The sequence below is a fragment of the Martinezella rhizogenes genome, assembly GCF_007002745.1.
GTDB classification, from domain to species: Bacteria; Pseudomonadota; Alphaproteobacteria; order Rhizobiales; family Rhizobiaceae; genus Agrobacterium; species Agrobacterium cucumeris.
The window spans coordinates 481,492-504,374 of sequence record NZ_SGNY01000004.1; the positions used below are offsets into that span (position 1 = coordinate 481,492).

The 22,883-nt window shown below is 59.1% G+C and carries 18 protein-coding genes; 1 reads left to right on the forward strand and 17 read right to left on the reverse strand.

Annotation, left to right across the window (positions count from 1 at the left end; all coding sequences use genetic code 11):
• Positions 1 to 26 precede the first annotated feature (26 nt).
• On the reverse strand, positions 27 to 1,046 hold the full coding sequence (locus EXN68_RS15500; protein ID WP_142841714.1) for a bile acid:sodium symporter family protein: 1,020 nt from the start codon (positions 1,044 to 1,046) through the stop codon (positions 27 to 29).
• A gap of 99 nt (positions 1,047 to 1,145) precedes the next feature.
• Between EXN68_RS15500 and EXN68_RS15505 the strand changes: the two genes are divergently transcribed.
• Complete coding sequence (locus tag EXN68_RS15505; protein WP_142841715.1) at positions 1,146 to 2,006, forward strand: LysR family transcriptional regulator; 861 nt, start codon at positions 1,146 to 1,148, stop codon at positions 2,004 to 2,006.
• Between the two features lie 55 nt (positions 2,007 to 2,061).
• Here EXN68_RS15505 and glpK read toward each other — a convergent pair whose 3' ends face one another.
• The 16 genes from glpK to EXN68_RS15590 form a co-directional block, all read right to left on the reverse strand.
• Entirely contained in the window at positions 2,062 to 3,561 is a 1,500-nt protein-coding gene (gene glpK / locus EXN68_RS15510) for a glycerol kinase GlpK (RefSeq protein ID WP_142841716.1), read from the reverse strand.
• Between the two features lie 155 nt (positions 3,562 to 3,716).
• Positions 3,717 to 5,438, reverse strand: a complete 1,722-nt coding sequence (locus tag EXN68_RS15515; protein ID WP_142841717.1) for an ABC transporter substrate-binding protein — start codon at positions 5,436 to 5,438, stop codon at positions 3,717 to 3,719.
• 75 nt (positions 5,439 to 5,513) lie between these two features.
• Positions 5,514 to 5,807: a DUF2160 domain-containing protein gene (locus tag EXN68_RS15520; protein ID WP_142841718.1), complete on the reverse strand. Its 294-nt coding sequence runs from the start codon at positions 5,805 to 5,807 to the stop codon at positions 5,514 to 5,516.
• A 2-nt stretch (positions 5,808 to 5,809) separates the two neighbouring features.
• On the reverse strand, positions 5,810 to 6,685 hold the full coding sequence (locus tag EXN68_RS15525) for a carbohydrate ABC transporter permease (RefSeq protein ID WP_371338318.1): 876 nt from the start codon (positions 6,683 to 6,685) through the stop codon (positions 5,810 to 5,812).
• Between the two features lie 39 nt (positions 6,686 to 6,724).
• Complete coding sequence (locus tag EXN68_RS15530) at positions 6,725 to 7,591, reverse strand: carbohydrate ABC transporter permease (protein WP_046799053.1); 867 nt, start codon at positions 7,589 to 7,591, stop codon at positions 6,725 to 6,727.
• A 2-nt stretch (positions 7,592 to 7,593) separates the two neighbouring features.
• Complete coding sequence (locus tag EXN68_RS15535; RefSeq protein ID WP_142841719.1) at positions 7,594 to 8,664, reverse strand: ABC transporter ATP-binding protein; 1,071 nt, start codon at positions 8,662 to 8,664, stop codon at positions 7,594 to 7,596.
• A gap of 13 nt (positions 8,665 to 8,677) precedes the next feature.
• The gene (locus EXN68_RS15540) at positions 8,678 to 9,748 is read right to left on the reverse strand and encodes an ABC transporter ATP-binding protein (protein WP_142841720.1); all 1,071 of its coding nucleotides are present in this window, start codon (positions 9,746 to 9,748) and stop codon (positions 8,678 to 8,680) included.
• 37 nt (positions 9,749 to 9,785) lie between these two features.
• A complete protein-coding gene (glpD, locus tag EXN68_RS15545; protein ID WP_142841721.1) occupies positions 9,786 to 11,309 on the reverse strand; it encodes a glycerol-3-phosphate dehydrogenase in 1,524 nt (507 codons plus the stop codon).
• Between the two features lie 107 nt (positions 11,310 to 11,416).
• Positions 11,417 to 12,190: a DeoR/GlpR family DNA-binding transcription regulator gene (locus tag EXN68_RS15550; RefSeq protein ID WP_046799057.1), complete on the reverse strand. Its 774-nt coding sequence runs from the start codon at positions 12,188 to 12,190 to the stop codon at positions 11,417 to 11,419.
• 140 nt (positions 12,191 to 12,330) lie between these two features.
• A complete protein-coding gene (cysG, locus tag EXN68_RS15555) occupies positions 12,331 to 13,809 on the reverse strand; it encodes a siroheme synthase CysG (RefSeq protein WP_161991355.1) in 1,479 nt (492 codons plus the stop codon).
• Positions 13,781 to 16,429, reverse strand: coding sequence for a nitrate reductase (locus tag EXN68_RS15560; protein WP_142841722.1), 2,649 nt, complete (start codon positions 16,427 to 16,429; stop codon positions 13,781 to 13,783). The genes cysG and EXN68_RS15560 overlap by 29 nt, the downstream gene beginning before the upstream one ends.
• Before the next feature lie 214 nt (positions 16,430 to 16,643).
• The gene (nirD, locus tag EXN68_RS15570) at positions 16,644 to 16,979 is read right to left on the reverse strand and encodes a nitrite reductase small subunit NirD (RefSeq protein WP_142841724.1); all 336 of its coding nucleotides are present in this window, start codon (positions 16,977 to 16,979) and stop codon (positions 16,644 to 16,646) included.
• Between the two features lie 5 nt (positions 16,980 to 16,984).
• Positions 16,985 to 19,432, reverse strand: a complete 2,448-nt coding sequence (nirB, locus tag EXN68_RS15575; RefSeq protein WP_142841725.1) for a nitrite reductase large subunit NirB — start codon at positions 19,430 to 19,432, stop codon at positions 16,985 to 16,987.
• Positions 19,433 to 19,437: 5 nt separating this feature from the next.
• Complete coding sequence (locus EXN68_RS15580) at positions 19,438 to 20,235, reverse strand: ABC transporter ATP-binding protein (RefSeq protein WP_142841726.1); 798 nt, start codon at positions 20,233 to 20,235, stop codon at positions 19,438 to 19,440.
• Between the two features lie 71 nt (positions 20,236 to 20,306).
• The gene (gene ntrB, locus EXN68_RS15585) at positions 20,307 to 21,200 is read right to left on the reverse strand and encodes a nitrate ABC transporter permease (RefSeq protein WP_142841727.1); all 894 of its coding nucleotides are present in this window, start codon (positions 21,198 to 21,200) and stop codon (positions 20,307 to 20,309) included.
• A 114-nt stretch (positions 21,201 to 21,314) separates the two neighbouring features.
• Complete coding sequence (locus tag EXN68_RS15590; protein WP_142841728.1) at positions 21,315 to 22,607, reverse strand: CmpA/NrtA family ABC transporter substrate-binding protein; 1,293 nt, start codon at positions 22,605 to 22,607, stop codon at positions 21,315 to 21,317.
• Between the last annotated feature and the right edge of the window lie 276 nt (positions 22,608 to 22,883).

Genomic DNA, 22,883 nt, shown 5'->3' on the forward strand with positions numbered 1-22,883 from the left:
CGTTTTTGTTTGCAGAAATTTTTGTGTCAGCGGGTGGATGCCGCCACGCCTTCTGCGGCAGCCGTTTCCGTAATCGCTGCCTTCTCATGGGCCTTGCGGGCATAACGCTGGGCCAGCACAGCGCAGACCATCAGCTGAATCTGATGGAAGAGCATGATTGGCAGAACGATAGCGCCAATGCTCTGGCCGGCAAAGATCGCGCCCGCCATGGGCACACCACTGGCAAGGCTCTTCTTGGACCCGCAAAAGGTGATGGTGATTTCATCCGCCTTGTTGAAACCAAGCGCCCGGCTGCCGAACATCGTCACGCAGAGGACAAACGCCAGAAGCACGATGTTGATGACAATGACCACGCCGATGTCGCGCAGGGAAAACGTCTGCCAGATACCCTCGATGACAGCATCAGAAAAAGCGAGATAGACAACCATCAGGATCGAGCCGCGATCGACGGGAGACAGCAGTTTTTTGCGCGCTCGGATCCAGTCGCCAATCCACGGCTGCAACACCTGACCGACGATGAAAGGCAACAACAGCTGCAGGAAGATTTGCAGGAAAGCGTCGAGCGAAAACCCGTTGCCATGGCCGCCCACCGTAAACAGCAGGCCAACCAGCAATGGCGTCAGGAACATGCCGAAAATATTCGATGCCGAAGCCGAGCAGATCGCCGCCGGCACGTTTCCGCCCGCCATGGAGGTGAAGGCGATGGAGGATTGCACAGTGGATGGCAGGACACAGAGAAACAGCACGCCCATATAAAGCGGCGCCGGCAGGATGTTTTCGGGAATGAAACCGATCGCCACGCCCAGCAACGGGAAAAGGCCGAAAGTCACGAGCAGGATCGCCAGATGCAGACGCCAGTGCAGGATGCCGGCAATCACCACATCCCGCGAAAGTCGCGCACCATGCAGGAAGAACAGAAGCGCAATCGCCAGCTTCGTCGCAAGGCCGAAATATTCCGCCGGCTGACCGCTGATGGGCAGAAAGGAAGCCAAAATCACGGTGGCCACCAACATCATGGTGAAGCGGTCAGGCAAGAAGCGGGTCATGGGAAAATCTTTCCGGCATCAGTTTTGCTTGAAATGTCAGCCACTATCGCTAATCATGAATTCGAATGCAAAGACTAACAGTTATCATGATTTGAGATAATGCTGAACCTTCAACATCTAGCCAGCTTCGTCATGCTGCAGCAAACCGGCAGTTTCACTCTCGCCGCCGAGCGACTGGGTGTCGGCCAATCCACCGTCAGCCAGCATATTCAACGCCTGGAAGCCTCGCTTGGTCGCCGGCTGATTGCACGTAGTACCCATCAGGTGAAACTGACCGGTGAGGGCGAGGCACTGCTCGGTTATGCCCGCAATATGCTTGACATCGACAGCAAGGTCTCTTCGCTCTTCAGCGAAAGCCGCCTGCGCGGACGGCTGAGGCTCGGTGTTTCCGAAGATTTCGTCGCCAGTCGGCTGACGGCCATTCTGGAAGAATTCATCCGTCTTTATCCTCTGGTGGATCTGGAACTGACGGTTTCGCTGAGCGGCGTGCTTTACCAGATGCAGGATAATGGCGAACTGGATGTGGTGCTGGCCAAGCGGCGTCTTGGCGACAAGCTCGGACACTTCCTCTATCGTGAACCGCTGGTGTGGCTGGCGCGTGACCCCGAGCGCATGCTGAACCAGCCGGACGCCCTGCCGCTGATCGCCTTTCCGCCGCCGAGCATTACAAGAAAGGCGGCGCAGGAAGCGCTTGACCGCGCTGGTCTCTCCTGGCGCATTGTCTGCACCTGCGGCAGCCTCAGCGGGCTGACGGCTGCTGCAAGAGCGGGCATGGGCATTCTGGTGCAGCCACGCAGCATGGCGCCTGCCGGTCTCAAGGAGATTGCAGCGGATGTGCTGCCGGCACTCGAAGACGTGGAATTCGTGCTTCAGCCGAGCAAGGGCACAGATACGAAACTGGTGCGCGCCCTTTCTGATCTCGTGTCCAGCAAGAGCATCGCGCCAGGCAGCTTCGTATAGCTTCCCTGACGCATTTCCGGACGCAAAACCGCTTCACACTTTTGCTGGAAATGCTCTAGTTTTCCCGCCGTGAAAGGCACCGGCCGACACTGTCACGCCAGCCGGCGATGGCGTTTTTCCGCTCCGCCTCGTCCATGTCAGGAGCGAAACGGCGATCGCGTTTCCAATGGGCTGCGAAGGCTTCGCGATCCGGCCAGATGCCCGCACGCGATGCAGCGAGCCAGGCGGCGCCCAGAATGGTCGTTTCCAGAAAGACCGGCCGGTCTACCGGTGCGGCGAGAACATCGGCCAGCCTCTGCATTGTCCAGTCAGAGGCAACCATGCCGCCATCGACCCGCAGCACCGTCTTGCCATTGTCACCCGCCCAGTCCTTGCGCATGGCATCCAGTAGGTCAAACGTCTGATAGGCAACGCTTTCCAGCGCCGCACGTGCGAATTCCGCGGGTCCTGTCCCGCGCGTCAGGCCGAAGATCGCTCCGCGCGCATCAGCATCCCAATACGGCGCACCAAGTCCGGTGAAGGCCGGCACCAGATAGACCCGCTGATTGGGATCGGCCTTTTCGGCAAGCGCGCTGACTTCGGAAGCGACCGAGATGAAGCCCAACTCGTCGCGCAGCCATTGCACTGCTGCACCCGCAATGAAGATCGAGCCTTCAAGCGCATAGGTCGTCACACCATCAAGACGGTAAGCAATTGTCGTCAGCAGCCGGTTGGTGGAAGCGACGCGATCCGTGCCGGTATTGAGAAGCGCGAAGCAGCCGGTGCCATAGGTTGATTTCATCATGCCCGGTTCGAAGCAGGCATTGCCGATGACAGCTGCCTGCTGATCGCCGGCAACACCGAGGATCGGGATTTCTGCGCCTAGAAGCGCCTTGTCCGTCACGCCGAAATCAGCGGCGCAATCCAGCACCTCCGGCAGCATGGCGCGGGGAATGTCGAGGACCGACAGCAGCTCGTCATCCCAGGCATTGTCCTCAATATTGTAGATCAAGGTCCGAGAGGCATTGGTGGCGTCGGTCACATGGCGACGACCGCCGGTCAGGCGATAGATCAGGAAACTGTCGACGGTGCCGAAGCAGATGTCACCCCTCACCGCCTTTTCGCGAAGACCGCTGACGCTATCCAGAATCCATTTCAGCTTGGTGCCGGAAAAATAGGGATCGAGCAGCAGGCCGGTCTTTTTCGAAAACAGCGGCTCCAGGCCACGGCGTTTCAGGTCCTCGCAGATGGGTGCGGCGCGCCGATCCTGCCAGACCACGGCACGGTGTACGGCTTCACCCGTGTTACGGTCCCAAAGCACTGTCGTTTCGCGTTGGTTGGTAATGCCGATAGCCTCTATATCGGAAGCAGCGATGCCGGCATCGGCGAGCGCCAGCCGGATTGTTTCAAGCACGCTTTTCCAGATATCCTCGGCATCATGTTCCACCCAGCCCGAGGCCGGGAAATGTTGCGGAAATTCTCGCTGTCCGACACCGATGACCCGCATGTCGCGATCAAAGACCATCGACCGTGTCGATGTCGTTCCCTGATCGATCGCCAGAATATAACCGCCCATTATGTAACTCCCTTTCAGACGCAATGACGGGGCGGCAAAGCCGCCCCGGTTTCAGAGCACGTTGTCAGACGTACTCTGTATCTTTGTTTTCACGCATTTTCCGGACGTAAAACCGCTACGCACTTTTACTGGAAATGCTTCATGTCACGCAGAAATTACTTCTGCCAGCTTTTGACCAGTTCGTCGTAATTGACGGTGACCGGCTTTTCCTTTTCGTTGGCGATCTTCAGCTGCGGAGCCAGATTGCCCTTCGAAACGGCGTCCTTGTTCCAGTAGTCGATATCATGCTCTTCCGCCAGTTTCGGGCCGATATCACCCTGCACACCGGCGCGCTCGATACGGGCCATGACCTTTTCCTGCTCGGCGCAGAGCGAGTCCATGGCTGCCTGTGCGGTTTTCGCACCCGACGACGCATCGCCGATTGCCTGCCACCACAGCTGCGCCAGCTTCGGATAATCAGGAACGTTGGTGCCGGTTGGAGACCATTGCACGCGGGCCGGCGAGCGATAAAACTCGATCAGGCCGCCGAGCTTGGCAGCCCGATCCGTGAAACTCTGGTGATGGATGGTGCTGTCACGAATGAAGGTGAGACCCACATGGCTCTTCTTCACATCCACCGTCTTGGAGGTCACGAACTGCGCATAAAGCCAAGCGGCCTTGGCGCGGTCGTCGGGGGTGGATTTCATCAATGTCCACGAACCCACATCCTGATAACCGAGCTTCATGCCGTCCTTCCAGTAGACACCGTGCGGCGAAGGTGCGACGCGCCATTTCGGCGAACCGTCCTCGTTCACGACAGGCAGGCCGGGCTTGGCCATATCGGCAGTGAAGGCGGTATACCAGAAGATCTGCTGGGCAATGTTGCCCTGCGCCGGCACCGGTCCGGATTCGGAGAAGGTCATACCCTGTGCTTCCGGCGGCGCATATTTCTTCAGCCATTCGAGATATTTCTCGATGGAATAGACCGAAGCCGGACCATTGGTATCCCCGCCGCGCGCCACGCAGGAACCGACGGGCTGCGACTTGTCGTTGACCTTGATACCCCATTCATCGACCGGCAGGCCGTTCGGCAGACCCTTGTCGCCGTTGCCAGCCATGGAGAGCCAGGCATCGGTGAAGCGCCAGCCAAGCGACGGGTCCTTCTTGCCATAGTCCATATGGCCGAAGACCTTCTTGCCGCCGACATCGCGGCCGGTGAAGAATTCGGCGATATCCTCATAGGCCGACCAGTTGACCGGCACGCCGAGGTCGTAGCCGTATTTGGCCTTGAAATCGGCCTTGTTCTTGTCGTCGTTGAACCAGTCGTAACGGAACCAGTAAAGGTTCGCGAACTGCTGGTCGGGAAGCTGGTAGAGCTTCTTGTCCGGTGCCGTCGTAAAGGCGCTGCCGATGAAATCCTTGAGGTCGAGACCGGGATTGGTGACGTCCTTGCCTTCATTGGCCATGAAGTCGGTCAGGTTGCGCACCTGCTGGTAGCGCCAATGCGTACCGATGAGATCGCTGTCGTTGACCCAGCCGTCATAAAGGTTCTGGCCGGTCTGCATCTGGGTCTGGATCTTTTCGACGACGTCACCTTCCTGGATGATGTCATGCGTGACCTTGATGCCGGTAATGGCGGTAAAGGCCGGCGCCAGAACTTTCGATTCATATTCATGCGTGGTCAGGGATTCGGAAACGACCTTGATGTCCATGCCGGCGAAAGGTTTCGCGGCATCGATAAACCATTGCAGTTCCTTCTCCTGATCCGCACGGGAAAGCGACGACATATCGCCGATTTCCTTGTCCAGAAACTGCTTTGCTTCCTCCATTCCGGCGAAAGCGGAACCTGTCATTGCCAGCAGCATGGCTGCCGTCGTCGTCATCAGATGCCGTCGCATATCAGTCCTCCCAGGGGTTGCGATTGCATGAAGTCCTCCAGTGCGGTTTTCCTCCGCCGCACCGTTCTTTCTGCTCTAAACGAAACGGAAAACGCCGATGGCGTAGACCACGGACAGAGCGAGAGCCCACCACAGGTTCGGGCCGACCAGCCCGAGCCATGCGAGATGAATGAAGGCGCTGCCGAGCAGCGAAATGAACAACCGGTCACCGCGCGTGGTCTCAAAGCGCAAGAGGCCGAAGCGGGGATTGCCACCGGGCGAAAAATATTCCCAGACCCACATGCCGACGAGCAGCACGGCGATGGCGCAGAAAAATGCGGCCGTAGCCCAAGTCCACGCCATCCAGGTAAAATCGGGCATCTTTATCATGGTCAAACCCTCCCCAGCGCAAAGCCCTTGGCGATGTAATTGCGCACGAACCAGATCACCAGCGCACCCGGAATGAGTGTCAGCACACCGGCGGCGGCAAGCAGGCCCCAATCCATGCCGGCGGCGGACACGGTTCGCGTCATCGTCGCGGCGATCGGCTTGGCGTCCGTCGTCGTCAGCGTACGGGCGATCAGAAGCTCGACCCACGAGAACATGAAGCTGAAGAAGCAGGCCACACCGATGCCGGAAGCGATGAGCGGCATGAAAATCTTCACGAAGAATTTCGGGAAGGAATAGCCGTCAATATAGGCGGTTTCGTCGATTTCCTTCGGCACGCCCGACATGAAACCTTCGAGGATCCACACCGCCAGCGGCACGTTGAACAGGCAATGCGCCAGCGCCACAGCAATATGCGTGTCGATCAGCCCGAATGCCGAATAAAGCTGGAAGAAGGGCAACGCGAACACCGCCGGCGGCGCCATGCGGTTGGTCAAAAGCCAGAAGAACAGGTGCTTGTCACCGAGAAAACGGTAACGCGAGAAGGCATAGGCAGCCGGAAGTGCTGCCGCAACCGAGATCACCATGTTCATGACGACGTAGATAATCGAGTTGATGTAGCCCGAATACCAGGAGGAATCGGTGAAGATCGTCCGGTAGTTCTGCAGCGTCGGCTGATGCGGATAAAGCGTCATCGACGAGACGATTTCCGCATTCGTCTTAAAGCTCATATTGACGAGCCAATAGATCGGCACCAGCAGAAGAATGATGTAGATCGTCGGCACCAGCCAGGAAAAACGCGATGGCCCATGGCGGCGGCGCGATCGTGCCGCAAGGCCGGACAATCCCGCCGAGGCAGCTTTCACCGGGGAATTTCCCATCCGTTCCACGCTTGTGGTGACATCAGAGGCGCTCATGTCTCAAGTCTCCGCGTCGTGGCTGGTCATCACGGTGTAGAACACCCAGGACAACAGCAGGATGATGAGGAAGTAGATCAGCGACATGGCTGCTGCAGGACCAAGGTCAAACTGGCCGAGCGCCATCTTCACGAGATCGATGGACAGGAAGGTGGTGGAATTGCCCGGGCCGCCGCCGGTGACCACGAAAGGCTCGGTATAGATCATGAAGCTGTCCATGAAGCGCAGCAGGAAGGCGATGAGCAGTACGCGTTTCATCTTCGGCAGCTGGATGAACCGGAATACGGCGAAACGCGATGCGCCATCGATCCTGGCCGCCTGGTAATAGGCATCCGGAATGGAAACGAGGCTGGCATAGCAGAGCAGCACGACGAGGCTCGTCCAGTGCCAGACATCCATGATGACGACCGTGATCCATGCATCGAGCGGATCATTGACGTAGTTGTAATCAAGCCCAAGCTGGTTGGCGTAATAACCGAGCAGCCCGATATCGCTGCGCCCGAACACCTGCCAGATCGTGCCGACCACGTTCCACGGCACGAGAAGCGGCAGCGCCATCGTCACAAGGCAGACAGGCACGCCGATGCCGGATTTCGGCATTTTAAGCGCGATGAAAATGCCGAGCGGAATTTCAATCGCCAGAATGATGCCGGAGAACAGCAGGTTGCGCCCCAGCGCGTCCCAGAACCGGGCCGATGCCAGAATTTCTTCGAACCATTGCGTTCCCGCCCAGAAGAACTGGTTGTTGCCGAAGGTATCCTGCACCGAATAGTTCACGACGGTCATCAGCGGAATGACGGCGGAAAAGGCGACCAGCACGAGAACCGGCAGCACCATGAACCACGCCTTGTTGTTCCAGCTCTTTTCCATGGTCAGGCCCCCATCTTCACACGCCAGGAATCGGCAAAGACGCCGATGGCGGCCGGGTCGAAGCGAACACCCGCTTCCGCCGGAATTTCCTCGTCTTCGGCAACGACAATTGCCAGCTTCTGGCCGGCAAACCGGGCGCGGACGATTTTCTGCCGGCCGATATCTTCGACCTTGTCGACGGTGATCGGCATGCCGCCCCGTTCCAGCCGGATGAATTCCGGGCGAACGCCGATCTCAATGCGCTGCGCTCCATCAACCTTCGGTACACCGGCAAGCGGCACACCGAGGTCGCCGATCATAGCGGTTGCGCCGTCTATCCTGGCGGGCAGCACGTTCATGCCAGGCGAGCCGATGAAATAACCAACGAATGTATGCCCGGGCCGCTCGAAAAGCTCAGCCGGCGTGCCGATCTGAACGATCTGCCCGTCATACATCACCACCACCTTGTCGGCGAAGGTCAGCGCTTCGGTCTGGTCGTGCGTCACATAGACCATGGTGAAGCCGGATTGCCGGTGCAGCCGTTTCAGCTGCGAGCGCAGCACCCATTTCATATGCGGATCGATAACCGTCAGCGGCTCGTCGAAAAGGATGGCGTTGACGTCGGAACGCACGAGGCCGCGTGCCAGCGAAATCTTCTGCTTCTGATCTGCCGTCAACCCGCGCGCATGACGTTTCGCCATGCCGGAAAGATCGGTCATTTCAAGAATGTCGCGCACCCGACGATCGACTTCGGCTTCCGGCACATGCCGGTTGCGCAGCGGAAAAGCCAGATTATCGTAGACCGTCATCGTGTCGTAGACGACCGGGAACTGGAATACCTGGGCGATATTGCGGTCTTCGGTGGCAAGATCGGTCACGTCAGTTCCGTCGAAAGCGATACGCCCTTCGGACGGTCGCAGCAGCCCGGAAATGATGTTGAGCAGCGTGGTCTTACCGCAGCCGGAAGGCCCGAGCAGCGCATAAGCCCCGCCATCCTCCCATTCGTGATGCACTTCTTTCAGGGCATAATCGCCGGCTGCCTGCGCCTTGGCGTTATAGGCGTGGCGGATGTGATCGAGCGTGATGCGTGCCATGACCGATCTCCCTTTAAGCCGCTTTGCCGATGGCGCGGCCATTCGCGTCAAAGGCCATCAAATGCCGCGTATCAAGAAACAGTTCGATGTCCCTGTCCGGCTCGATATCGTGAATGCCGTGCGCCAACATGACCCAGCGCCGGCCCGAAAATTCCACATGCACGAAGCTTTCTGATCCGGCGATTTCCGAAATCAGCGTTCGCGCCCGAATGGATTGCCGCGCTTCTCCCTTCGCATAAGGGAAAAGATGATGCGGCTGGAAGGCTATCGTCACCGGGCCGTCCGGCATGGCGGCAAGATGGGCTGGAACCGCGACCACGGCATGATCCGCACGGGTGAAAGCATTGCCGGCCTTGATGACCTCAATGGTGTTAAGCGGCGGATCTGCGAAGATTTCCGCGGTCACGATATCCACCGGATGCCGGTAAACCTCGATGGTGCGGCTGAACTGCGTCACCCTTCCCTCATTAAGCGTCGCGGTATTGCCACCCAGCAGCAGTGCCTCGGAAGGTTCGGTGGTGGCATAAACGAAAATTGCGCCGGATTCCGCGAAAATGCGCGGCAATTCCTCGCGTAGTTCCTCGCGCAACTTGTAATCGAGATTGGCCAACGGCTCATCGAGCAGCACCAGATTGGCGTTCTTGACGATGGCGCGGGCGAGCGCCGTGCGCTGCTGCTGGCCACCGGAAAGATTGAGCGGCGTCCGGTCGAGATAAGGCGTGAGCTTCAGAAGCTCGGCGGCTTTCCTCACCTCCCGATCAATGGTTGCCTGGTCTTTACCGGCAACCCGCATCGGTGAGGCGATGTTTTCGTAGACACTCAGCGCCGGATAGTTGATGAACTGCTGATAGACCATGGCGACGTTGCGCTTCTGCACCGGCCAGCCCGTCACGTCCTCACCATTAAAGAAGATCGCGCCGCCGCTCGGCTTGTCCAGCCCGGCCATCAGCCGCATCAGCGTCGTCTTGCCCGAAAGTGTCGGTCCAAGCAGGACGTTCAGGCTTCCGCGCTGCAACGTCAGATCGGTCGGGTGAATATGATATTCACCGCCGGCCATCTTCGAGACGTTTCGCAATTCAAGCATGTTGATCCAAAGCCTCCTCCGCTTTTCGATCGGATCGTCAGATTGCCTTCAAGCGTTCCCCTGCAATGTCTTCGATATAGTCCTCCAGCCCGCGCACCTCTTCAGGAGTGAAAAAAAGCCCCTGCTTGGTGCGGCGCCACAGAATATCCTCCGCCGTCAGCGCCCATTCCCGCGCCATCAGCCAGTGAACCTCGACCTCATAAAGCGTACCGCCGAAATGACGGCCCAGTGCTGCCGCATCCGTGGCAGAACCGATCATTGCCGTCGCATCCGTTCCGTAGCAGCGGACGAGCCGCCCGGCATGTCGCTCTTCCAGGAAGGGGTAACGCGAACGCAGGGCCGAAACCTCTGCACCGTAAGCCTCTGCACCGAAGTTCCCGCCCGGCAAATGCGAACCCGCCGTCCAGGGCGCACCCTTTTCACCCAGCGCATCGCCGATTTTTTCAAGAGCATGTTCGGCAAGCCGCCGATAAGTGGTGAGCTTGCCGCCGAAAATATTGAGCAAAGGTGCTTCGCCCTCCGCTCCATCAGTTTTCAGCACATAATCGCGGGTCGCTTCCTGCGCTTTCGACGCGCCGTCGTCGAACAGCGGCCGCACGCCGGAATAGGTCCAGACGATATCGTCCTGCGTAACCGGTTCGGCAAAATATTCGCTGGCCGCGCTGCAAAGATAGCTGATTTCCTCCGCGGTGATCTTAACAGCGCGGGGATCGGCGGTATAGTCGCGATCCGTCGTGCCGATCAGCGTGAAGTCCTGTTCGTAAGGGATGGCGAAGATGATCCGCCCGTCCGGATTCTGGAAAAAATAGGCGCGCGGATCGGCAAACTTCTTGCGCACGATGATGTGGCTGCCCTGCACGAGGCGGACATTGTGAACGTTGTTTTTGCCGAATGCCGAAGACAGGACCTTGTCGACCCAGGGGCCGGCGGCATTTACCAGCATGCGTGCCCGGTAGGTCGCGCTTTCCCCGGCTGCGCTCCGGGTTTCAACCCGCCAGAAGGCGCCTTCGCGTCGCGCTGAAACCACCTGCGTGCGGTTGAGGATCAGGGCGCCACGATCAGCGGCATCGCGGGCGTTCAGCACCACAAGCCGGGCATCATCCACCCAGCCGTCAGAATATTCGAAAGCGCGGGCGAAAATCGGCTTCAGCGGTTTTCCGGCGGGATCGCGGCGCAGATCAAGCGAACGGGTGGCAGGCAGAAGCTTGCGGCCGCCGAGGTGATCATAAAGAAAAAGTCCGAGACGCACGAGCCAGGCCGGACGCACGCCACCTTTCTGAAACGGCAGAACGAAACGCATGGGCCAGATGATGTGCGGCGCCATGGCCCACAACACCTCCCGCTCCATCAGCGCTTCGCGCACCAGACGAAACTCATAATGTTCGAGATAACGCAAACCACCATGGATGAGCTTGGTCGCGGCGGACGAGGTGCCTGAGGCAAAATCGTTCATTTCCGCAAGTGCAACGGAATAACCCCTGCCAACGGCATCACGCGCAATGCCGCAGCCATTGATGCCGCCGCCGATCACGAAAATATCGTGGATTGCCTCGTCAGACATGAATTCTCCCGCGCTTTCATCGACGCTCTCCTCATCGATATATTGAAAGCATGGACATCTAATTCGAAGACAAAACGAATGTCAAACGAAATTCCGATGGCGCAGGATCAGGTCTCCCGCGCCTCGGTTTCAATAAGCCGAACGTCATGATCGGCACAGATGGAACGGATCGAATCGACCGGGCAATGGTCGGTAATAAAAGTATGCACCTGCGAAAGATGGCCGATGCGCACCGGGGCCGTCCGCTCGAATTTGAGCGAGTCCGACACCAGAATGACATGGCGGGCATTGGAAATGATCGCCTGCGCGACCTTGACCTCGCGGAAATCGAAATCCAGCAGAGCGCCGTCCTCATCAATGGCCGAAACGCCGATGACGGCGAAATCGACCTTGAACTGGCGGATGAAATCGACCGCCGCCTCACCGACGATGCCGCCATCGGAACCGCGCACCACGCCGCCGGCAATCACCACTTCAATGCCCGGGAAAACCCGCAACCTGTTGGCAACATTGATATTGTTGGTGATGACCATCAACTCGTGGTGGTCCGCCAAAGCTTCACCCACCGACTCGGTCGTCGTGCCGATGTTGATAAAAAGCGACGAGTTATTGGGAATGAGGGCAGCTGCAGCGGCGCCGATCGCCTGTTTTTCAACAGAAGCAATCGCGCGGCGCGCTTCGTATTTGACGTTTTCATTGCCGCTTGGAAAAAGTGCGCCGCCATGGATGCGCGTCAGCACCCTGGTGTCGCAGAGATCGTTCAGGTCCTTGCGGATCGTCTGGGGGGTCACCGAAAAGCGCGCCGCCAGCTCATCGACCAGCACCCGCCCGTTCGCTTTCGCCAGCGCAACGATTTCATCCTGACGCGGTGTGAGCAGCATTTCACCCTCCCTCCTCTTTCAATTTTTTCGTTTTATTGAAGAGCGAACGAAAAACCAATGTCAAGGGAAGGTTTGTGGCGGTGCGTTCTACCTGTCTGCGAATATGCCTGAAACACGCAATGGCGTTGCCCACAAACTCATTAGCCGGCTTTCTGAGCTATCCTTGAGGCGACCCCCTGCATATCGATACCGGAGAATCCCGAAGACGCGGCACTGAACGCATCGCCGATACCGATCAGGATAGGTTCGTTCACGCCCAGTCTCTCGACTGCCGCAGCCAGTTGCGCGAGCGAACCGCACCAGCGCTGTTCATTTGCCCGGCTGACGGCAATCATCACCGCAACGGGCGTCGAGGCAGGCATGCCGTGGGCGAGCAGCGAGGATTGGATATCAGCTACAGTGCGGCCGCCCATATAAAAAACAGTGGTCACGGCAGGATTGGAAAGCGATGCCCAGTCGATATTCTCCGGTAACTTTCCCTGCCGCGAATGACCGGTGACGAAGCGAACAGACTGCGCATGGTCGCGATGCGTCAGGGAGACGCCGAGGCGCGAGGCCATGGCACTTGCGGCGGTAATGCCCGGCACGACGTCTACCGGGATATTTTCAGCCTGCAGCGCGGCGATCTCCTCGCCGGCGCGCCCGAAAATCATCGGATCGCCGGATTTCAGCCTCACCACCCGTTTGCCGGCCTTGGCGAGGCGGATCATCATGTCATTAATGTCTTCCTGCTTGCAGCTTTCCCGGCCACCGCGCTTGCCGACCAGCATGCGCTTCGCCTCCCGCCGCGCCAGTTCCAGTACCTCCGCTGACACGAGATCATCGAATAAGATGACATCGGCGGCCTGCAGGGCGCGAACCGCTTTCAGCGTCAGAAGCTCGGCGTCACCGGGACCGGCACCCACGAGCGTTACACGTCCGCGCTCTGGGCCCGTGCGCGCGTTCTGCGTTCCGATATCCGTCAGCAGCCGCTCTTCGCTGCTCTCATCCAGCCTTTCGGTAAAGGCCCGATCGACGAATTTTTCCCAGAAAGATCGCCGAGACGGGCCGGGTGCAAGCCGCAGATTGACGCGATCTCGGATCGTCTGGGCAAGTGCGCCCCAGTCCTTCAGGGCCAGCGGCAGCAATGTCTCGATGCGCCGACGGATGGCCTGCGCCAGAACGGGGGCTGCGCCATCGGTGGAAATCGACACCACCACCGGCGAGCGATTGACGATGGAGCCGAACTGGAACTGGCAAAATTCCGGCCTGTCGATGACATTGACGGGAATACCGGCCGCCCGCGCGGCGGAATAAAAGGCTTTTGCTTCCACATCCGTTTCGCAATCGGCCAGCGCCAGTTCGGCATTGTCGAATATGCCAGAATGCCAGGATTGGTCGTGAAAGCTCAAGGCCGGGTTCTTTGCAATAAGGGTCGTGAATGTCTCCGACAAATCTTGCTTGTCGCAATAGACATGCACCGTAGCACCGCAGGCGAGCAACAGTTCCGCTTTCCAGGCGGCCCCATCCGACCCGCCCGCAAGCACCACACGTTTACCCTCCAGCCCCCAGAAAACTGGTAATTTGGCGAGCTTTTCCATGCGCGCCGGTTCATTCCGCTGCGGTTTTAAGGCATCCATCGATGATCCCCCTGATTTCGGCGCGGCACGAGCCGCAATTGGTTCCGGCATTCAACGCCTTGCCGATGGCTTCGACGCTGTGGCAGCCATCGCGGATGGCGGCGGTGATCTGATTGACCCCAACATTAAAGCAGGAGCAGACCGTTGCACCCGGATCGGCCCGCCCGGCACCGGGGCGACCGGCAACCAGCGCAAAGCGCATGCGCAAATCCTCATGGCGGTCGGTCAATTGCGATATCGCCCAGTTGCGGGCGACGGCCACCGGCTGATTGGCGATGAACACCGCTGCCAAGAGGGTCTCACCATCGAAAAAGGCAAGCCGCAGATTGCCCGTCTGCCGGTCGCTGTAACCAAGCGGCTCGACCCTGACATCGATGCCGAAAACCTGCCGTGCCCAGAGCGTCCAGTCCTGCGGCTCTTTCTCGAAGGCGAGCTCCATGCGGTAGCCGCCATCCGCCTTGGCGATGGCCCAATAGGTGCAATCGGGTGCATCGGGTCGGGTGCGGGAGATGGCGAAGCCATAAGCCTTTGCCGCAAAACGCCTTACCCTTACCGCCACGTTCTTAGAAGCCGGCTGGCCGGAATGCGGGTCTGTGACCGGCGCAACAACCACATCGATGCGCGCCCGCGAGGCGAACTGGTCGTTCCAATGCATCGGCGCAAAGACCGATCCACGCGCCTGCCTTTCGCTGACCATTGCGCGCAGCAGAACTTTGCCGTGCGGGCTTTCCAGTTCTACCAGATCGGCGCTTTCGATGCCCAGCGCCTGCGCATCGCGCGGGTGAAGTTCGGCGAAAGGCTCGGCGATATGGGCGGTCAGCCGCGCACTTTTGCCGGTACGGGTCATGGTGTGCCATTGGTCGCGGATACGGCCGGTATTCAGCGTCAGCGGATAATCGGGCGACGTTCTGCCCGTCTCCGGCAAGGCTGTGGCGATGAACCGCGCCTTGCCATCGGCATGATAAAAACGGCCATCCGCGAAAAAGCGCGTTTCGGCATTGCCACCGGGAGCGGCTTTCGGCCATTGAAACGGCGTCATCGCATCGTAGCAATCCCATTCGATCCCGCTAATATCGAAATCCCGGCTACCCGCATTCTCAAAGCCGGAGAGGGCCGCGTGTTCGGCGAAAATCTCCGATGGCTGGCGATAAGCGAAAGCAGCGTCGAAACCCATGCGCCGGCCCACTTCCGCCATTTGCCACCAATCGGCCTTGGCTTCGCCGGGCACAGGGAGAAAACCGCGCTGACGGGAAATGCGCCGTTCGGAATTGGTAACCGTGCCGTCCTTTTCCCCCCAGCCGAGTGAAGGCAGAAGCACATGGGCATGACGGGCCGTATCGGTATTGTCCATGACATCGGACACCACGACGAAAGGACAGGCCTTGATCGCGGCTTCGACGGCGCCGGCATCCGGCATCGAGACGACGGGGTTGGTGGCCATGATCCACAAGGCCTTGATGCGGCCGTCGGCCACGGCCCGGAACATGTCCACCGCCTTCAGCCCGGGCTTTTGCGCAATGGCGGGTGAGGCCCAGAAGCGCTGCACGCGGTCGCGATCCCTAGCACTTTCGATGGCCATATGGGCGGCCAGCATGTTGGCGAGACCGCCGACTTCGCGCCCGCCCATGGCATTGGGCTGGCCGGTCAGCGAAAACGGCCCCATGCCCGGCCGGCCGATACGGCCGGTAGCGAGGTGGCAGTTGATAATCGCATTGACCTTGTCGGTGCCGCTCTCCGACTGGTTGACGCCCTGGCTGTAACAGGTGACGGTCTTTTCCGTGCGTTCGAACAATTCGTAAAAGCAAATCAGTTCGGCGATGGTCAGGCCGGTGGCTTCGGCAATCCCCGACAGGCTATGCTCGCTTGCGACCTGCATGGCGGCGTCGAAACCGGCCGTGTGGTTTTGCACGTAAGCACTATCGATCGCGGAACTGACGGAAAGATGCGCCAAAAGACCGGTAAACAGCGCCACATCTCCATCCGGGCAGATGGCGAGGTGCATATCGGCAATATCGGCGCTCATCGTCCGGCGCGGATCGATGACCACGACCTTCATTTCCGGCCGTGCGGTCTTTGCCGCCGCCAGCCTTTGGTAGAGAACCGGATGACACCATGCGAGGTTGGAACCGGTGAGGATCACCAGATCGGCAAGCTCCATATCCTCATAGGTGCCCGGCACCGTATCGGCCCCGAAGGCGCGGCGATGGCCGGCGACCGAAGACGACATGCAAAGCCTTGAATTGGTATCGATATTCGCCGAACCGACGAAACCTTTCATCAGCTTGTTGGCGAGGTAATAATCCTCCGTCAGCAATTGGCCGGAGACGTAAAAGGCAACCGAATCCGGGCCATGTTTGGCGATGGTTTCGGAGAAGCGGGAGGCGACGAGATCAAGCGTTTCGTCCCATGTCGCCCGTCTGCCAGCGATCTCGGGATAGAGAAGACGTCCTTCGAGGTCTATGGTTTCGGCGAGAGCCGAACCCTTGGAGCATAGCCGGCCAAAATTGGCAGGATGGTCCGGATCGCCTTTGACGGACACGACGCCGGAGTCGTTGACGGTGGCGATGACGCCGCAGCCGACACCGCAATAGGGACAGGTGGTTTTTGTTTCAACGGGCATGGGTTTGCCCTCTCAGTGCGTGGCGTTTACCCCCCTCTGTCCTGCCGGACATCTCCCCCTCAAGGGGGGAGATCGACAAGCGGAAGGCTCCTCGTTTCCTCACCACCGGCGACGAGGCCAGTTGTGAATGGAAGTTTGTGCTGCAATTGATCTCCCCCCTTGAGGGGGAGATGTCCGGCAGGACAGAGAGGGGTAACGCCACCGCCATCGCAATTCACTCCGCCGCAATCATCAGCGTTTCGAACGCTATCGAAAGCCGCCCATCCAGATTACGCACCGGAATGGTCCGCACCTCGCCCTCATCCGCCCCCAGCGCCTTGCCGGTTTCCAGCGAAATGACCCAGTTGTGCAAGGGACACGTCACCGAAGCCCCATGCACGATGCCCTGGCTCAGCGGCCCGCCCTTGTGCGGGCAATGGTCCTCAATGGCGAAGACCTGATTTTCCGCCGTGCGAAACACCGCGATCTTGCCCATCGGCGTTTTCACGCAGCGCGCGCCACGCAGCGGAATGTCGGAGATGTCACCAATGTCGATCCAGTTGCTGTCCATCGTTCTCACTCCGCTGCCTGGTTGAAACCGATTGCCGCCATGGGCCTGAACTCATGCTTGTCGTGACCGGACACACGTTCCGACCAGGGATCGACCTGCGCGAATTTCTGGCTGAAGACGAAGCGGTCGAAATAGGCCCGGCGCTTTTCGGCGTCGTCCATGATCTGGCGGCGAACCTCGTCGTAACCGATGCGCTTGGCCCATTTGTAAATTCGTTCGAGATAGCGCGCCTGTTCACGGTACATCTGCGTCAAAGCCACGATATGCTCCAGCGCATCATCCTCACTATGGACGAGCCCCAGAATTTCCGTGCCCTTGATATCGAGACCGGCGGCACCGGCGAAATGGATCTCGAAACCGGAATCGACGCAGATGACGCCGATATCCTTGCAGGTGGCTTCGGCGCAGTTGCGCGGACAGCCGGAAACGGCAAGCTTCAGCTTGGCAGGCGTCCACGAACCCCACATGAATTTTTCGATGCGGATGCCGAAGCCGGTGGAATCCTGCGTGCCGAAGCGGCACCATTGCTGACCCACACAGGTCTTTACCGTGCGCAACCCCTTGGCGTAGGCCTGACCGGAGATGAAACCCGCCTTGCCGAGATCGGACCACACCGCCGGCAGATCCTCCTTCTCGATACCGAGAAGATCGATACGCTGGCCGCCCGTCACCTTCACCATCGGGATTTCGAACTTGTCGACCACATCCGCAATCGCCCGAAGTTCGGAAGAGGACGTTACCCCGCCCCACATGCGTGGCACGACGGAATAGGTGCCGTCCTTCTGGATATTGGCGTGGACACGCTCGTTGATATAACGCGACTGGTAATCGTCGGCATATTCATCCGGAAAATCGCAGACGAGATAATAATTAAGCGCCGGCCGGCATTTGGCGCAGCCGCAGGAGGTTTTCCATTCCAGTTCCTGCATCACGGCTGGGATGGTCTTCAGGCCCTTGGCCTTGATGAGACGGCGCACATCGTCATGGCCGAGATCGGTGCATTTGCACATCGGCTGCACGGCAGCGGGATTGTAGCTGTCGCCGAGCGTTATCGTCATCAGCTGCTCGACAAGGCCGGTGCAATTGCCGCAGGAGGCTGATGCCTTGGTGTGGGCGCGTACATCGTCCAGCGACGTCAGCCCCTTGGAGGTGATGGTCGAGGTAATCTTACCCTTGCAAACGCCGTTGCAGCCGCAGATTTCCGCATCATCCGGCAAGGCTGCAACGGCCGCCATAGGGTCCAGCGGCGACCCTCCCTGATAGGCCTGGCCGAAGATCAGGGTTTCACGCATGGCAGAGATATCGGTCGATTTTTTCATCAGGTCGAAGAACCACGACCCATCACCCGTCTCGCCGTATAGCACCGCACCGATGATGCGATTTTCCTTGAGGATCAGGCGCTTGTAGACACCGGCCGTGGCATCGCGCAGCACGATTTCCTCGCGGTCGTCACCTTCGGCAAAATCACCGGCGGAAAACAGGTTGATGCCGGTGACCTTCAGCTTGGTATTGGTGACGGAGCCATGATATTCGGCCGAACCTCCGCACAGCCGGTCGGCCAGCACGCGGGCCGATTCATAAAGCGGCGCAACGAGGCCATAACACATGCCGCGATGTTCTGCGCATTCACCCAGCGCATAGATCGAGGCGTCCGACGTCATCATGCCGTCATCCACGACGATGCCGCGATTGACGGCGATACCGGCCTCCTTGGCGAGACCCGAAGCGGGACGGATACCAACCGCCATCACCACCATGTCGCCCTTGATGACACGGCCGTCTTCCAGCTCGATGCCTTCAACCTTATCCTCGCCGAGAATGCATTTGGTATTGGCCTTGGTGATGATGTCGATACCACGTTCGTTCAGCGCCTTTTCCAGGAGATAGGCCGCTGCCGGATCGAGCTGACGCTCCATGATCGTCGGCATCAGGTGAATGACGGTGACATCCATGCCCTGACGCTTGAGGCCATAGGCCGCTTCAAGCCCCAGAAGCCCGGCGCCGATGACGATGGCGCGGCCTTTGCCCTCAGCGATCTCCAGCATCTTCGTCACATCGTCGAGATCGCGATAGGCGAGCACGCCGGGAAGCTGATGGCCGGGAACGGGAATGATGAAGGGCAGAGAGCCGGTGGCGATGACCAGCCGATCATAGGAGACCGTGATGCCGTTTTCACTGGTCACAGTCTTCCTGTCACGGTCAATGCCGGTGACTTTCGCACCCTTGTGCAGCGTGACATTGTTGGCCGCATACCATTCGTCATTGTGGATGACGATGTCTTCATAGCTCTTTTCGCCTGAGAGCACCGGCGACAGCATGATGCGGTCGTAATTGACGCGTGGCTCGGCGTTGAAAATAGTGACGTCATAAAGGCCGGGGGCAGTTTCGAACAGGTTTTCCAGCATGCGCCCCGGCGCCATGCCATTGCCGATGATGACGAGTTTTTGCGTCATGGTTGTTACTCCGCGGCTTCGACAAAGCGGTGACGTTCGTAAAGGAACTTCAGCACGGCTTCGCGGCATTTGAGATAGGTCTTGTCGGATGCAAGCTCGATGCGGTGGCGCGGGCGTGCCAGCGGCACATCAAGCACTTCCCCGATATGGGCGGCGGGACCGTTGGTCATCATCACGATGCGGTCCGAAAGCAGCACCGCCTCATCGACATCATGGGTGATCATGACCATGGTGTTGCCAAGCCGGGCATGGATTTCCATCACCGCGTCCTGAAGGTGGGCGCGGGTCAATGCATCCAGCGCACCGAAAGGCTCGTCCAACAGCAGGATCTTCGGCTCCATGGCGAGCGCGCGGGCGATGCCGACGCGCTGCTTCATGCCACCGGAAATTTCCGAAGGCTTCTTGTCCTTCGCATGTCCCATTTGTACGAGATCGAGATTGCGCATGACCCAGTCATGCCGCTCGGCCCGGGTTTTTGTCCTGCTGAACACTTTCTCCACGGCGAGATTGACGTTTTCATAAACCGAAAGCCAGGGCAGCAGGCTGTGGTTCTGAAACACCACGGCACGTTCCGGGCCGGGTTCGTTGACTTCGCGGTTTTCAAGAAGGACCGCCCCGGCGGAAACTTTCGTCAGCCCGGCGATGAGGTTCAGCATGGTGGACTTGCCGCAGCCGGAATGGCCGATGACGGAGACGAATTCACCTTTTTCGATGGTGAGGTTGATGCCTTTCAACACCTCGGCACGCGAGCCGCCCTTGTCGAAATATTTGTCGATATGATCGAGCTTCAGGTAAGCGTTCATGATTGATTTCTCCTCTGACGCAATCCCGGACGGAAAACCGGTTCCCACTTTTCCTGGAATTGCTTTCCCTCTCAATTCGCCGCAGCGCCGCGGGTGATGACTTTGCCGAGCGCCGCCACCAGCTTGTCGAGCATGAAGCCCACGACACCGATGTAGGCGAGTGCGACGATGATGTCGGGCAGGCGCGAGGAGTTCCACGCATCCCAGATGAAGAAACCGATGCCGACGCCGCCGGTCAGCATTTCAGCGGCGACGATGGCGAGCCACGACAGGCCAATACCGATGCGCAGGCCGGTGAAGATGTAGGGCGCGGCCGAAGGCAACATGATCTTGAAGAAGAATTCGAGCTGGTTGAGCCGCAGCACCTGCGCGACGTTGCGGTAATCCTGCGGAATGTTGCGCACGCCGACCGCCGTATTGATGATGACCGGCCAGATGGAGGTGATGAAGATCACGAAAATGGCCGACGGATTGCTGTCCTGAAAAGCGGCCAGCGAAAGTGGCAGCCAAGCAAGCGGCGGCACGGTGCGCAGCACCTGAAAGATCGGGTCGAGGCCACGCATCGCCCAGACCGACTGGCCGATCACGGCACCCATGATGATGCCCGCGATGGCGGCTAGGCCGAAACCGTAGGCAACCCGCTCCAGCGAGACCAGCACGCGCAGCCCAAGGCCGATATCCTGCGAACCATTATGGAAAAACGGCGATACGATGAGATCGTAGCTTTCCTCGAAGACCTGGCTCGGCGGCGGCAGCGATGAGCCGGGGGCGGAACAGAGCAGCTGCCAGACACCAAGCAGAACAGCGAGGACGACAAGCGGCGGTATGGTGTTGCGGGCCGCTGCCGCACCCCATTTGCGCAGATCGATCCGCGACGGGTGTTTGGGCGAAAGCGCTACGACATTTGCCTTTTGCGCTGCCGGCTGCTGCGGCTCTTCGTTGTATTTTCGGGCCAATGCGGACATGGGCGGTTCCTCTTGATTTCGATTGCGGTTGGGGTGTCGCCCCTCACCCGGTCTTCAGTCTCCGCCGGTGGACGGCGGCAACTGGCGGATGAAGGGCGACACCCGGTCTCCTCCTCAGGAGGCCGCCTTGATGGAAAGACTTTCGAGATAAGCAGACGGATTTTCCGGGTCGAAGACCTTGCCGTCGAAGAAGGTTTCCTTGCCACGCGAGGTGGAAGCGGGAAGATCGGTTACGCCGAGATCCTTGGCCGCATCACGCCAGATATCCTCGCGGTTGACCTTCGCAACCAGCGCCTTCACGTCGGTATCGGGCGCAAATTTGCCCCAGCGGATATTTTCCGTGATGAACCAGCTGTCATGGCTGTGGAAGGGATAGGAGGCGTGGTCCTGCCAGAACTTCATCTGCAGGCCGGTGTTTTCGAGCACACGGCCGTTACCGTAATTGATATTGCCCTTGAGACGGCCGAGAACATCCTTCGGCGGCACGTTGAACCATTGGCGCTTGCCGAGGATGGTGGACATCTCTTCCTTGTTGGCCATCTCGTCGCACCATTGCTGCGCTTCCATCACGGCCATCAGTAATGCCTTGGTGGCATTGGGGTTCTTTTCCACCCAGTTGGCGCGCATGCCGAGCGCCTTTTCCGGATGACCCTTCCAGAGTTCGCCGGTGGTACAGGCGGTGAAACCGATGCCCTGATTGACGAGTTGCTCATTCCACGGCTCGCCCACACAGAAGACGTCCATGTTGCCGACCTTCATATTGGCGACCATCTGCGGCGGCGGAACAACGATGGTGGAGACGTCCTTGTCCGGGTCGATCCCGCCGGCAGCGAGCCAGTAGCGAATCCAGAGATCATGCGTGCCGCCGGGGAAGGTCATCGCCGCCTTGATTTCCTTGCCTTCAGCCTTCTTTTTCTCGAAAGCCGCCCTCAGCTTCGAAGCATCCAGCTGAACGCCGGTATCTGCATATTCCCTGGCGACGGAAATGCCCTGGCTGTCGAGGTTGAGGCGGGCGATGAGCGCCATCGGCACCGGCACGTTGTTCTGGGTCACCTTGCCGGTATGCATGAGATAGGGCATCGGGGTCAGAATATGCGCGCCATCGATGCCGTTTGAGGCGCCGCCCAGCACGAGATTGTCGCGTGTTGCACCCCAGGAGGCCTGCTTTAGAACTTCGACATCAGGCATGCCATGCTTGGCGAACAGCCCCTTTTCGGCCGCGATGACGAGCGGCGCGGCATCTGTCAGCGCAATAAAGCCGATTTTCGCGCCCTTCACCTCGGGTTCTGCGGTGGCGGCGAAAGCGCCGGATGGAAAGGCAGTGCGCACGGCGGTGACAAGGGCGGCGGTGGCAGTCGTCTTCAATATCGTGCGGCGGCTGACAGCACCCGAGAATATCTTTTTCATTCGCATGTTCCCCTTATTGAGCCACCTTTGCCGGTGGCGTTTTCGCTTGCGAAAAAAGCCTGAAAATAAAAAAACGCCGCTCGGTGTCTGCGCCTGCGGAATGGGAGGTGTTCCGGGCAGCAAAACCTTGCGACGTCTATGTCTTTGAAAGCGCCTATGCCGCGCCTTGCCTGCCCCGATCGCCGTTGACCGGTGCAAACAGGAAGACGCAAGAGGCGTGCCAGTTTATGAAAAATAAACTATCACACTGAAATTATTCAGTAATTTTTATATTTT